Below are 12,736 nucleotides of genomic sequence, written 5' to 3'. Positions count from 1 at the left end.
GCAAAACCGAACGGGATTCTGTTGTGCCGCCCGCCGGCCCGCCGGGAACGGACACCACGACGTTCGGAGGGTGAGCAGGCGATGAGCTTCAACCTGGCGATCATGCTGCGGGAGTCGGCGACGGCGGCGCCGGACAAGGACTTCCTGCGGTTCCCGTCGGGGTCGATGAGCTACGCCGAGGTCGACCGGCGCTCCGGCCGGGTGGCCGTCGCGCTGCGGGAGCGCGGCCTGCGCCCCGGGGACAAGGTCGCCGTGCAGCTCGCCAACGTGCCCGAGTTCGTGGTCGCCTACTTCGGGATCCTCAAGGCGGGCCTGACGATGGTGCCGCTGAACCCGCTGCTCAAGGCCGCCGAGATCGCCTACCACCTGGACGATTCGGACGCCCGGATGATCATCACGCACACCGCGGGCGCCGGGGAGGTGTCCACCGCGCTCAAGGAGCTGGCCGGCGTGCGCGCGGTGGTGGTCGGCGAACTCGACGCGAGTGCCTGGCCCGAGGGCACCACCGCGTTCGGCGCGCTGCTGGAGCCCGAGGACGACGGCGACATCTGGCCGGGCGCGGCGGACGACACGGCCGTGCTGCTCTACACCAGCGGCACGACCGGCCGCCCGAAGGGCGCCGAGCTGTCGCACTTCCAGCTCTACATGACCTGCACGCTGGGCAGCGAGAAGTTCGGCGCGGAACCCGACGACGTCGCGCTCGCGGTGCTGCCGTTCTTCCACGTCTACGGGCTGTCCAGCATCCTCAACGCCTCGGCCCGGCACGGGCGCACGATCTCGGTCGTGCCGCGGTTCGAGGTGCCCGCGGTGCTGGAGGCGATCCAGCGCGACCGCGTCACGATCATGGCCGGGGTGCCGACCATGTACCACGCGCTGGCCTACGCCGACACGACCGGCTACGACACCAGCAGTCTGCGGATCGGCAGCTCCGGCGGCGCCGCGATCCCGGAGGAGGTGCTGCGCCGGTTCGAGGAGAAGTTCGGGATCCCCGTGCTCGAGGGCTACGGGTTGTCCGAATCGGCCTCGACGACGACGGTCAACCCGGGCGCGGACAACCGCAAGGTGCTGTCGATCGGCAAGCCGATCTGGGGCGTGCAGCTGCGGATCGTGGACGAGGCGGACCGGCCGCTGCCGACCGGGCAGGTGGGCGAGATCGTGCTGCGCGGGCACAACATCACCAAGGGCTACTACAAGCGGCCGCAGGAGACCGCGGAGGCCTTCCGCGGCGGCTGGTTCCACACCGGCGACCTCGGTTACGTCGACTCCGACGGGTTCGTGTTCATCGTGGACCGCAAGAAGGACCTGGTGATCCGCGGCGGGTTCAACGTCTACCCGCGCGAGGTGGAGGAGCTGCTGTACCGGCACCCGGCGATCGCGGAGGCGGCGGTGATCGGCGAGCCGGACGAGCGGCTCGGCGAGGAGGTGGTCGCGGTGGTTTCGCTCAAGCCGGGCGCGACCGCCGAGCCGGAGGAGATCGTGGCGTGGGCCAAGGAGCGGATCGCGGCCTACAAGTACCCGCGGCGGGTGCGGATCGTCGACGAGCTGCCGAAGGGCGCCACGGGCAAGATCGCCAAGCTGGAGCTGCGGGCGCGTCTGCGAGGATGACCTCGTGCGGTACGACGTCAACGTCTCGATCCTGTTCACCGAGCTGGAGCCCGAGCGGCGGCCCGCGGCGGCGGCCGCGGCGGGCTTCGCCGGCGTGGAGTCGTGGTGGCCCTTCCGCGGCGTGCCGGGTGACCGCGAGGTCGAGCGGTTCGTGCGCTCGGTGGCCGATGCCGGCGTGCAGCTGGTGTCCCTGAACGTGCCGCACGGGGACCTCGCCGCGGGGGAACGGGGGCTGGCCGCGTTTCCCGGGCGGACGGCGGAGTTCCGGGACGGGGTCGACGTCGCCGCGGGCATCGCCGAACGGCTCGGGTGCCGGCTGTTCAACGTCCTGCCCGGCAACCGCACCGGCGCGTCGCGAGACGTGCTGCTCGACAACCTCGCGTTCGCGGCCGAGCGACTGGACGGCACGGTGCTGCTCGAACCGCTCAGCGGCGCGCCGGACTACCCGCTGCTGCACGCCGCCGACGCGCTCGCGCTCGCCGACGAGGCCGGGGCGGACGGCGTGAGGCTCCTCGCGGACGTCTACCACCTCGGCGTCAACGGCGACGACCTGGACGCGCTGCTCGCCCCGCCGCTGTTCGAGCGCATCGGGCACGTCCAGGTGGCCGACGCGCCGGGACGTCACGAGCCGGGCACCGGGACGCTCGGGGTCATCGCGTGGCTGGACCGCCTGGCGGCCACCGGGTATGACGGCTGGGTCGGGCTGGAGTACGTGCCCACCGGGTCCAGTGTGGACAGCTTCGGCCGGCTCCCCGGCCGCTAGGGCGCCGGCTCGCGGCAGGCCACCGGACACCCGCGAAGCGCGAGATCAGACTGACCGCCGTGACAGCCCTGCACCGTCGCGGGTTCCCGCAGCCGGCCGGCGGATCCGCCGCCCTGTCCGCGCTCGCCCCGAGCGTCGCCCAGGACCAGCCGGACCGCGAGGTGCTGCCGTTCCGGCCGGCGGCGGAGTGCCCGGCAGATCCACTGTGGACACCACGGGCGAGCTGCTGGACGGCCTGCCCCACGGCGTCGGCCGGCGCGTGCCGATGGTGGTGGTGTCGCCGTGGAGCAAGGGTGGCCGCGTGTGCTCGCAGGCGTTCGACCACACCTCTCGCCGTGGCGCCGCGCGATCTGCGGCGACCTGACCACGGCGTTCGACGTCGCCCACCCGGACCGCGACCGGCACCCGGACTCCGTGCCCGCTCCCCGGCCGATCCGGCGCTGCCGGCCAGGAGAGCGCCGCCGCCCGGCCCTGCCGCTGCCCTACGACGTGGCGGTGGACGGCGAGGCGCGAGGGCAGGCTGACGCTGACCTTCGCCGGCCGGGGCGGGGCGGGCGCGCACTTCCACGTCACGTACGCCGACGGCCCCCGCGGGTACGCCGTCGGAGCCGGTGACCAGGTCAGCGACACCTGGGCCGCCGAGGTCGCGGCGCACGGCCCGACCGGGTTCTTCCGCCGGTTCGCCGGCGACGCGGCCGAGGTGACCGCGCGGCGGCCCACCGACCGCGGGCCGGGGCGTCGGCCGTGCACCTCGTCCGCACCACGGACGGCTGGTGCGACGTGAGCGTCGACGGGCCCGGTGTCACGCGGCAGCCGGCCGGGCACGTGGAGACCGGCCGGATCGCGCGCTCCGGCCCGGCGCTGGGCGCCTGACCCCGGCGAACCCGCGTCACGAACGCCTTCCCGCGTCCGTGGCACGGGTTCGCCGTTCCCGGCACCTCTGCGTAGCTCACCCGTGCGGAGGAAAACGCTTTCGGGGGCCAGGGGGTCGCCGCAACCGGGAAGAACGTGGTTTGCGCACAGTAACCGGGGGGTCGCGGCTCGCGCGGGAACCGAATGCGACATGATTCTCCTCCGACCAGAGCATCTATCGAGTGATCGGTGACTGTGACTCAGAGTGAGAACGACCCCCGAGCCGCCGGTGGGGCCGTCGTCGGCACCCCGCACTTGACAGGGGTGGTTGAGTACGACTCTGTGGTGACGTCGCCGTCTTCGTCCCGGTCCCCAGGATTTCGTGGAGCGTCGTGAAAAACACAGAAGACAAGTCTGGCGAAGGCCACCACAAGTCGATCCGCAAGCGCCTGACCGGCACCGTCCTGATCCCCAGTATCGCGCTGCTGGTGATGTGGATCGCGGGTTCGGGCTACTTCCTCGTCGACGCGATCTACGTCCGCACGGTGGCCTCCTCCGTGCAGGACGTGTCGATCCCCGCGGTCACCGCGCTCGGCGCCGTCCAGCAGGAACGCCAGCTGTCCCTGGTCTACCTGGAACGCCCCCAGGTCGGCCTGCGTGACCTGCAGGCGCAGCAGCAGTCCATCGACAAGTCGCTGACCAGCCTGCGCAGCGCGCTGGCCGAGGTGAAGAGCCTGGTGCCCGACGAGATCGGGCAGCGGATGAACCAGATGGAGTCCAGCCTCGACCAGCTCCCGGTCATCCGAGCCGAGATCAACCTGCGCACCATCTCCAAGGAGCAGGTCAACGACTTCTACAACCGGCTGCTGGACACCTCGACCGACCTGTTCGACTCGCAGGCCCGCCTGGTGCCGGACGCGGAGTCCACGCAGGGCGGGATGACGTCGGTGGACATCTTCCGCGCCTCCGACCAGATGTCGCGCGCGGCCTCGCTGGCCTCCAGCGCCTTCGCGGCCGGCCAGTTCTCCCCCGCCGACCACCTGCAGTTCGCCCAGCTCGTCGGCAGCTACCGCAACCAGCTGGCCAAGGTCGCCTCCTACATGGCCCCGCAGGCCGGCGAGCGGTACCGGCAGCTGACCAACACCGACGCGTGGCAGCGGCTCGCGGCGGCGGAGAACGTGATCATCTCGCACGGCCCTGGCCCGTTCCGTGAGAACGTCGCCGGTCTCAACGTGCGGGAGAACGACTGGCGGGACGTCACCACCCAGGTCTCGACGCAGCTGATCGACCTGACCGTCGAGCAGTCGGAGCTGGCCTCCGGCGCCGCACTGGACAAGGGCAACGTCAACCTGTGGACGGTGATCATCGGCAGTGTGGTCGCCCTGCTCGCCGCCGTCGCCTCCATCTGGGTCGCCGTCCGCGTGTCCCGCACCCTGGTCGACCGGACCCTGATGACGCGCCTGGAGCGCCTGCGCAACGACTCGCTGGAGCTGGCCCGCACGCGCCTGCCCAGCATCGTCAGCCGCCTCAAGGAGGGCGAGGCGGTCGACGTCGGGGCCGAGCTGCCGCGGCTGGACCACGGCAAGGACGAGATCGGGCAGGTGGCCGAGGCGTTCAACATCGCCCAGCTGACCGCCGTCCAGGCCGCCGCCTCCGAGGCCAAGGCCCGCAGCGGTGTCAACAACGTGTTCCTCGGCATCGCGCACCGCAACCAGGGCCTGGTGCACCGCCAGCTGCAGATCCTGGACCGGATGGAGAGCCGCGAGGAGAACCCCGAGCAGCTCAAGGGCCTGTTCCAGCTCGACCACCTGGCCACCCGCGCCCGCCGCACCACCGAGAACCTGATCATCCTCGGCGGCAAGCAGCCGGGCCGCCGCTGGCGCAAGCCGGTGTGGCTGATGGACGTGCTGCGCGCCGCGGTGTCGGAGACCGAGCACTACTCGCGCGTCGAGGTCGAGAACGTCCCGCAGGTCGCGATCATCGGGTCCGCGGTGGCCGACACGATCCACCTGGTCGCCGAGCTGGTCGACAACGCCACGACGTTCTCCCCGCCCGGGTCGCAGGTCCACATGACCTCGACGCTGGTCGCGCGCGGTGTCGTCGTCGACGTCGCCGACCAGGGCCTGGGCATGAAGGACGACGTCCGGGAATGGGCCAACCGGATGATGTCGGAGCCGCCGGAGTTCGACGCGATGGCGCTCAAGGCCGACTCCAGCCTGGGTCTGTTCGTGGTGGCGCGCCTGGCGGCGCGGCTCGGCCTCAAGGTCATGTTCGACTCGTCGCGCTACGGTGGCACCCGCGCCACGATCCTGATCCCCACGGCGCTGCTCGCCAGCGGGGACCAGGTCGCCGAGAACGCCGACTCGGAGTTCCCCGGCGCGTCCGGGCACGACTCGCACGAGCTGGAGGAGACCGGCCGCACGGCCGGGGCGAATGGTATGGGACGAAACGACAACAACGGTTCCCCCGAACCCGTGCGGCGCGTCCCCGCGGAGATCCGCGCGGGCAGGCACGCCGAACCCGAGCCGGAGACGGCGAACGAGACGAGCGGGGTCCGCACGATCTCCGTCGTGGAGCCGGAGGCGGCGCCGACGCCGGCGCCCTCGCCGCGGCCCAAGCGCGCCAAGGCCCCGCTGCCCCAGCGCGAGCCGCAGCAGAACCTGGTCGCCCAGCTCCGCGACGACCCGGAGTCCGACGCCACCGATTACCACGAGTTCTCCGGACGGACCCGCTCCACGCTCTCGGCGTTCCACAAGGGAACCCGCCGCGGGCGCGACGCGGACGCTCCGGTTGACCCACGGGCCACCACCGACTGAGAGGGAAGTCGAACCTCATCGATGAACGAGAACGAGAATTCCAAGGTCGACCTGAACTGGCTGCTCGACGACACGGTTGACCGGGTCGTCGGGGCGCAGCACGCCGTGGTGCTCTCGGCCGACGGGCTGCTCATGGGCAAGTCCGCGAACCTGTCGAAGGACGACTCGGACCAGCTGTCGGCGATCGCGTCCAGCCTGCAGAGCCTCGCCAAGGGCGCCAGCAGGCACTTCCAGCGCGGCCCGGTGCTGCAGACCCTCATCGAGATGGCGGAGGGCTACCTCTTCGTGTGCGCGGCCGGTCAGGGCGCGTGCCTGGCGATTCTCGCCGAGGAGACCGTCGACGTGGAGATGATCGCCTACGAGATGAGCCGTCTCGTCAAGCGCGTCGGTGACTACATGACGTCGGCTCCCCGGGATGCCGCGAGGTTCGTTCCGGAGCACAACTGATGGCGGACGACCAGTGGTACGACGAAGCGGCCGGGCCGCTGATCCGGCCGTACGCCATCACCCGGGGCAGGATCCCGTCCGTCGACATCAAGCTCGACGTGGCGACGCAGGTGATGGCCATCCGGGGCAACCACGACCCGATCGGCCTCACCCCGGAACACCTGACGATCCTCGAGTTGTGCCAGCGCCCGCTGTCGGTCGCTGAAATTGCCGTGTACGTCAAGGTCCCCCTCGCCGTGGTCAAGGTGCTGTGCAGCGATCTGATCGAACGGGGCGCCGTGATCGTCCGTTCTCCGTCGCAGCCGGCCAAGGCCCCGGATCGCGAACTACTCCAGGCGGTGCTCGATGGCCTCAACAGGCTCTGAAGAGGCGGGCGTCATCCCGACGCCGGTCAAGATCGTGATCGCGGGCGGTTTCGGCGCCGGCAAGACCACCATGGTCGCGTCGGTGAGCGAGATCGTGCCGCTGTCCACCGAGGAGGTGATGACGGAGGCCAGCGCCGGTGTCGACGACCTCACCGGCGTCGAACGCAAGACCACCACGACGGTCGCGCTGGACTTCGGCCGCATCACCATCTCGCCCCAGACGGTGCTCTACCTGTTCGGCACGCCCGGGCAGGACCGGTTCTGGTTCATGTGGGACGAGCTCGCGCTCGGCGCCATCGGAACCGTGGTGCTGGTCGACACGCGACGGCTGGACTCCAGCTTCGCGGCGATCGACTTCTTCGAACGGCGCAAGATCCCGTTCATCGTGGCGGTCAACTGCTTCGACGACGCGGACGAGTACGAAGAGGACGAGATCCGCAAGGCGCTCGCCATCTCCCCCGGTGTGCCCGTGATGTTCTTCGACGCGCGGTCGCGGGAGTCGAGCAAGCTGGCGCTCATCCGGCTGGTTCGCTACGCGATGAGCAAGCTGCCCGCCGAGCCCGAGCTGACGCGGGCCTGATCTGTTCCGGGCCACCCCGCCGTTTTCGGGCGGGGTGGCCCTTTCTCGTGTGGTGGACGTTCTGGCCGGGCAAGGCATCGGGGCACTCGAACCGTCTTTCAGTTCCACCGATAGAAGACTGTGCGGCGGATGCCGTAGTGCCGGCAGGTGGCCGCGACGGTGCCACTGACCTCGTCCGCGTGACGAAGAACGGCCAGGCGCCGGTTCGGGCGCCTGACCAGGTCCTTCTCACTCCACACTCGCTCAGCCAAGAGCTCCCTTCCTGGCTCAGGAGCCCAGACCGTGCCAGCCGCTACGCGATCGGGTTCGGAAGGCAGACCCGCGGAGCGGCAAGAACCCGAGCAGCAGCTACACGCCCCGTCGAACCTGGCGCAGCTTCAGGTTGAAGTGCCGCAGCAACTCGGGCGCGTAGGTCACCCGGTACTCGGGCACCCGCTCCGGGTTCTTGGCGATCGAGGCGAGCACGTCGGCCACGTACTCCAGGTGCGCCAGCGTGTACGTCCGGCGCGGAATCGCCAACCGGACCAGCTCGAACGGCGCCGGGCTCACCAGGTTGTGCGACTCGTCGAACGTGCCCAGGTACAGCGACCCCAGCTCGGCGCACCGGATCCCGCCGGCGAGGTACAGCTCGCACGCCAGGGCGTGTCCCGGGAAGCCGTGCGGGGGCAGGTGCTGGAGGAGGCGGCCGGCGTTGAGGTACAGGCCGTGCACGCCCGCGGGCTGGACGATGTCGACCCCGGCCTCGTTGATCAGCCGGGCGAAGTGGGCCGTCTCCTCGGCCCGGTTGCGCAGGTAGTGGGGGTCCAGGACCTCCCGCAGGCCCTGCGCGACGCGCTCCAGGTCGTGCGCGCCCATGCCGCCGTAGGTCCGGAACCCCTCGGTGGCGATGAGGATCGCCTCGCACTGTTTGGCCAGCTCGGTGTCCCGGACGCCGATCGCGGCGCCCATCGGCGAGATCGCGTCCTTCTTCAGGCTCGCCACGAATCCGTCGGCCAGTGCGAAGGTCTCCTGCGCGACCTGCTTGGGCGTCTTGTCCGCGTACCCCTGCTCGCGCTGGATCACCAGCCACGAGTTCTCCGCGAACCGCGCCGCGTCGAGGAAGAACGGCACCCGGAACCGGTCGCACAGCGCGCGCACGGCCTTGAGGTTCGCCATCGACACCGGCTGCCCGCCGCCACCGTTGTTGGTGATGGTGATGAGCACCTGGCCCACCCGCGGCCCGTCCGGGCCCGCCAGCGTGTCCTCCAGCGCCCCCAGGTCGATGTTGCCCTTGAACGGCTCCCGGCTGTCCAGGTCGGCCGCCTCCGCGCAGGGCAGGTCCCGCGCCTCCGCGCCGGTCAGCTCCACGTTGGCGCGGGTGGTGTCGAAGTGCGTGTTGGACAGCGAGATCTGCCCCGGCTTCAGGACCGTGGAGAACAGCACCCGCTCCGCCGCGCGGCCCTGGTGGACCGGGAACAGGTGTGGGAACGACGTCAGGTCCGCCAGCGCCTCCCGGAACCGGAACCACGAGTCCGAGCCCGCGTAGGACCGGTCGGCCGCCGCGGCGCCGGCCTCCTGGGCCGCCGAGACCGCGCCCGTGCCGGAGTCGGTCAGCAGGTCGATGGTGACCATGCTCGCCGGCAGGTCGAACATGTTGTAGCCGGCGCGGGAAAGCGCTTCCTCCCGCTCCTGCCGGGTCGTGATCGGTATCTCCTTGACAACCTGGACCCGGTACGGCGGGAACGGCTTCATGTGCGACTCTTCCTCCCTGTCAGAGCGTGGCGGTGGCCGTGCCGCGCGGCTGGGCGGTGCTCATCCGCCCGCGCGGCGCCGTCACGGCGTAGGCCTCCGAAGAAAGATATACCGTGGTCCCGGTCCCGAAGCGGCCGAGACGCAGGGAGACGTGCGCGATCAGGCCCGTCCCGTCCCGCAGCGCGCGGCCGGTGACCGCGCCGATCGCGCGGTCCAGCTCCGCCGCGGGCAGCCCGGCCCGGTCGAAGTGGGCCAGCACCTGGGCCCGCGCCACCTCGTCGTCCGGGACGTAGTCGCGGATGGGCAGGTAGAGGCTGTAGTTGCCGGGCCGCCCGGCGCCGGCCTCGACGAACGAGTAGCTCGACACCAGCGGCCGGCCCGCGAACGGCCCGGTCCCGCCCCCGGCGAGCGTGAGGAACTCCCGCAGTGCCATGGGGTTCACGCCGTCGACGGCCTCCGCGGCGCGCTCGACCGTGGCCGAATCCGCCGACTCGTGGGAGATGTAGAGCTTCACCCGCGACAGCGGGCCGTTGTCGAGGTCCAGCGCGAAGAACGAGAAGCGGTCCGCCGCGCCGCGGCGCAACGCGGAGCTCGCCACCGTGTCGTAGGCCTCGTCCAAACCCAGGCGCCGCAGGGCTTCGGCGACCAGTGCGGGTGCGGCGTCGACGCCGCGCACCAGCGGGTTGAAGTACACCTTGAGCGCGGGCGGGCGCCCGGGACGCAGGATGACGGAGAACCACAGCGCGAACTTCCCCTGCGGCTCCTCGGCGAGGAAGAGGTCCTCGACCGCGTGGAACCGGTGCAGCGTCAGGTCCAGGCGCTGCGCCATGTGGGTGAGAAAGCGCTTCGCGGCGTGGATGTTTGCTGCGGGACCGGGGTTCTCCGGGATAGGCTCACCGAGGATCCGCACCGCGCGGTCGCCGCTCTCGTCCAGCGCGAGCGAGAACTCCACCGGGGTCGCGTCGTCGGCGACGTCCGAGGGCCACAACGGGGGCCGGGTCAGCGGGCGGCGGCCCGCGGCATCGAGAAGCTCACGCAGGACGACGACGGGATCGCCGTCGTCGTCCGGAAAACCTGCCACCCTGCAGAGATTTCTGAGCTGTCTACTGGCGTGGTCGAATAGGGTCACAGGCGCGACGTTCACACTCACTCCGACGGTCTGGCGAGCAACGACTCGACTAGGCGGGGGACAGACCGTCGACCAACATAACGTCATCTTTCCGGCGAGACGTACCGCTGGAGGAGTGATCTTGAGCGCACTCCCGGTCACCAGCTGCGCGGGCGCCGCGCGACGCGGGAATTCGCTCGCACCCCAGCACCTTGCGTGCCCCGCGCGCCCGGAAACCGCTGGGGCCGTGGCCGTTCCTGCACCCGCCATCTGCGAAAACGCTTACCGAATGGATCATCGGACAGTAGTACCAGACCCTCCACAGTGGATCGCGAGGAGTATCGGGCAAGCCGCCGATCGGCCGGGGGGCCAGAAGCGTCCGGCCGTGTAGAACACTGTTCACCTGATCAGCGGACGGTCACCACCCGCTCGTCGCAACCCGCTCAGGCGGGCACGGTGAGCACCAGCGCGGCTGTGTCGTCGGACACGCCCTCCTCCAGGTCCGCCACCAGCCGCGCGACCCGCCCGGCCACGGCGTCCGCGTCCAGCCCGGCGAACCCCGCCGCGGCCCGTGCCAGCCGCTCCTCGCCGACCAGCGCCCCCTGGGCATCGCGCGCCTCGAACAGCCCGTCGGTGTAGAGGAACAGCACCTGCCCCGGCTCGAGCCGGGTGGCCACCGCCGTGAAGGCCGCATCGGGGATCACCCCGCACAGCTGCCCGCCGGGGGTGTCCAGCCTGCGCACCCGGCCGTCGGTGGCCACCCGCAGCGCGGGCGGGTGGCCACCACCGGCGAGATCCACCCGGAACCCGTCGCCGTCCGGTTCGATCAGTCCGAACAGGACGGTGCAGAACCGGCCCTCACGAGCGCGGTAGGACTGCAGCAGCACCGCGTTGAGCGTCGCGAGCACCGAGCGCGGATCGGACTCCTGCACCGCCGCGGCGCGCAGCGTGTACCGCGCGAGCGAGGTGAGGACGGCGGCCTCGGCACCCTTGCCGCACACGTCGCCGATGAAGAACGCCCACCGGTTCCCGCTGACCGGGAACAGGTCGTAGAAGTCGCCGCCGAGCTGCTCCGCCGCCGCGGTGTGGTAATAGGCGGCGGCACGCAGTCCGGGCACCTCGGGCAGGCCGGGCGGCAGCAGGGTCTCCTGCAGCGTCTGCGACAACCGGGCCAGCCGCTCGCGCTCCCGTTCGGCCTCCCGGCGCGCCCGCAGCAGCTCCCGCTCGTAGGACCGGCGGGCGCGGGCGTCGAAGACGGAGGTCCGGATACCGGGCCTGCCGTCCGGGCCGGTGCGCAGCGTCGAGTTGACCAGCACCGGCAGGCGACCGCCGTCCGCGGTCACCAGTTCCAGTGCGATCTCCCGCACCTCGGACTGCATCCGCAGCAACGGCGCGTAGTGCGTCTCGTGGTAGAGCCGGCCGCCCGCGGTGAGCAGGTCGCTGAACCGGCGTCCCACCAGCTCGCCGGCCGGGTAGCCGAGCCAGTTCAGCAGGGTCTTGTTGACCCGCAGGATGGTCCCGTCGGGCTTCGCGACGAGATAGCCGCAGGGAGCGTTGTCCCAGAGGTCCTCCGCGCTGTCCCAGGCGAGCACCGGGGAGCCGCCCTCGATCACCGGATCCCGCGGCGGGCCAGGAACGCGGCGATCGCCGACCGGGTCAGGTCGGGGTCGCTCAGGTGCGGGCAGTGCCCGTGCACGTCGAGGACCACCAGGTCGCTGTCCGGCAGCCGGTCGTGCACGTAGTCGCCCACCGACACCGGCGCGATCGCGTCGTACCTGCTCTGCAGGACGAGGGTGGGGACCGGCACCCGCGCCAGGTCGTCGCGGTTGTCGGACAGGAACGTGACCCGCGCGAACTCGCGGGCGATCTCCGGGTCGGTGCGGCAGAAGCTGTTGGTCAGCTCGTCGCCGAGCTCGGGCCGGTCCGGGTTGCCCATGATCACCGGCGCCATCGTCGCCGACCAGCCGAGGTAGTTGCTGTCCAGCGAGTCGAGCAGCTCGTCGATGTCCGGCCGGGCGAAGCCGCCGGTGTAGCCGTCGTCGTCGATGTAGCAGGGCGACGGGCACACCATCACCAGGCCGGCGAAGCGCGACGGTTCGCGCGCCACGGCCAGCGCGCCGATCATCGAGCTGACCGAGTGCCCGACGAACACCACGTCCCGCAGGTCCAGCTCGTCGCAGATCTGCAGGACGTCGTCGGCGTACCCGCCGAGCGAGCCGTAGCGCTCGGGATGCCACGCGCCGAGGTCGGAGCTGCCCGCACCGACGTGGTCGAACAGCACCAGCGCGTAATCCGCTTCGAAGGCCGGCGTCACCGACCGCCACATCGACTGGTCGCACCCGAAACCGTGGGCGAACATCACCGGCTGCCCGCCCGGCCTGCCGGTGACGCTCACCGCGTTCCTCGTCCGGATGTCCATGCTCGCCACCCTAGCCGCTGCCCCGGAACCGCACCGGTTTCGCGCGCCGG

Annotated in this window: 12 protein-coding genes and 1 pseudogene; 9 read left to right on the top strand and 4 right to left on the bottom strand. The window is 71.2% G+C overall.

Features of this window, described 5'->3' with window-relative positions; translation table 11 throughout:
- The first annotated feature begins 81 nt into the window (after positions 1–81).
- The 9 genes and pseudogenes from FB470_RS22690 to FB470_RS22655 all read left to right on the top strand — a co-directional run bounded on the left by FB470_RS22690 (position 82) and on the right by FB470_RS22655 (position 7,428).
- Complete coding sequence (locus tag FB470_RS22690; protein WP_306994593.1) at positions 82–1,605, top strand: long-chain-fatty-acid--CoA ligase; 1,524 nt, start codon at positions 82–84, stop codon at positions 1,603–1,605.
- Positions 1,606–1,609: 4 nt separating this feature from the next.
- Positions 1,610–2,368 carry a hydroxypyruvate isomerase family protein gene (locus FB470_RS22685; RefSeq protein WP_306994591.1) on the top strand — a complete coding sequence of 253 codons (759 nt, stop codon included), beginning with the start codon at positions 1,610–1,612 and terminating at the stop codon, positions 2,366–2,368.
- 205 nt (positions 2,369–2,573) lie between these two features.
- The gene (locus tag FB470_RS22680) at positions 2,574–2,732 is read left to right on the top strand and encodes an alkaline phosphatase family protein (RefSeq protein ID WP_306994589.1); all 159 of its coding nucleotides are present in this window, start codon (positions 2,574–2,576) and stop codon (positions 2,730–2,732) included.
- Positions 2,733–2,882: 150 nt separating this feature from the next.
- A pseudogene (locus FB470_RS35790) lies at positions 2,883–3,152 on the top strand (phospholipase domain-containing protein); the annotation flags it as partial.
- On the top strand, positions 3,113–3,241 hold the full coding sequence (locus FB470_RS22675) for a hypothetical protein (RefSeq protein ID WP_306994587.1): 129 nt from the start codon (positions 3,113–3,115) through the stop codon (positions 3,239–3,241). The pseudogene FB470_RS35790 and the gene FB470_RS22675, both read left to right, overlap by 40 nt.
- Before the next feature lie 371 nt (positions 3,242–3,612).
- Positions 3,613–6,036: a sensor histidine kinase gene (locus FB470_RS22670; protein WP_306994585.1), complete on the top strand. Its 2,424-nt coding sequence runs from the start codon at positions 3,613–3,615 to the stop codon at positions 6,034–6,036.
- A 21-nt stretch (positions 6,037–6,057) separates the two neighbouring features.
- Positions 6,058–6,483 (top strand): roadblock/LC7 domain-containing protein, encoded by a 426-nt coding sequence (locus FB470_RS22665; protein ID WP_306994583.1) that lies wholly within the window; start codon positions 6,058–6,060, stop codon positions 6,481–6,483.
- Positions 6,483–6,848 carry a DUF742 domain-containing protein gene (locus tag FB470_RS22660; RefSeq protein WP_306994582.1) on the top strand — a complete coding sequence of 122 codons (366 nt, stop codon included), beginning with the start codon at positions 6,483–6,485 and terminating at the stop codon, positions 6,846–6,848. The genes FB470_RS22665 and FB470_RS22660 overlap by 1 nt, the downstream gene beginning before the upstream one ends.
- Positions 6,829–7,428: a GTP-binding protein gene (locus tag FB470_RS22655; protein WP_306994580.1), complete on the top strand. Its 600-nt coding sequence runs from the start codon at positions 6,829–6,831 to the stop codon at positions 7,426–7,428. Before FB470_RS22660 ends, FB470_RS22655 begins: the two co-directional genes overlap by 20 nt.
- Positions 7,429–7,776: 348 nt before the next feature.
- Here FB470_RS22655 and FB470_RS22650 read toward each other — a convergent pair whose 3' ends face one another.
- The 4 genes from FB470_RS22650 to FB470_RS22635 form a co-directional block, all read right to left on the bottom strand.
- Entirely contained in the window at positions 7,777–9,159 is a 1,383-nt protein-coding gene (locus FB470_RS22650; RefSeq protein ID WP_306994578.1) for a tryptophanase, read from the bottom strand.
- A 19-nt stretch (positions 9,160–9,178) separates the two neighbouring features.
- On the bottom strand, positions 9,179–10,240 hold the full coding sequence (locus tag FB470_RS22645) for a tryptophan dimethylallyltransferase family protein (protein ID WP_306994577.1): 1,062 nt from the start codon (positions 10,238–10,240) through the stop codon (positions 9,179–9,181).
- A gap of 470 nt (positions 10,241–10,710) precedes the next feature.
- Positions 10,711–11,880: a SpoIIE family protein phosphatase gene (locus FB470_RS22640; protein WP_306994575.1), complete on the bottom strand. Its 1,170-nt coding sequence runs from the start codon at positions 11,878–11,880 to the stop codon at positions 10,711–10,713.
- Positions 11,877–12,686, bottom strand: coding sequence for an alpha/beta fold hydrolase (locus FB470_RS22635; protein WP_306994574.1), 810 nt, complete (start codon positions 12,684–12,686; stop codon positions 11,877–11,879). Before FB470_RS22635 ends, FB470_RS22640 begins: the two co-directional genes overlap by 4 nt.
- Between the last annotated feature and the right edge of the window lie 50 nt (positions 12,687–12,736).

Origin of the sequence: Amycolatopsis thermophila, assembly GCF_030814215.1 — a bacterium.
GTDB classification, from domain to species: domain Bacteria; phylum Actinomycetota; class Actinomycetes; order Mycobacteriales; family Pseudonocardiaceae; genus Amycolatopsis_E; species Amycolatopsis_E thermophila.
Note: the sequence above shows the minus strand (reverse complement) of the source record. Positions and strands in the feature narration are given on the sequence as shown.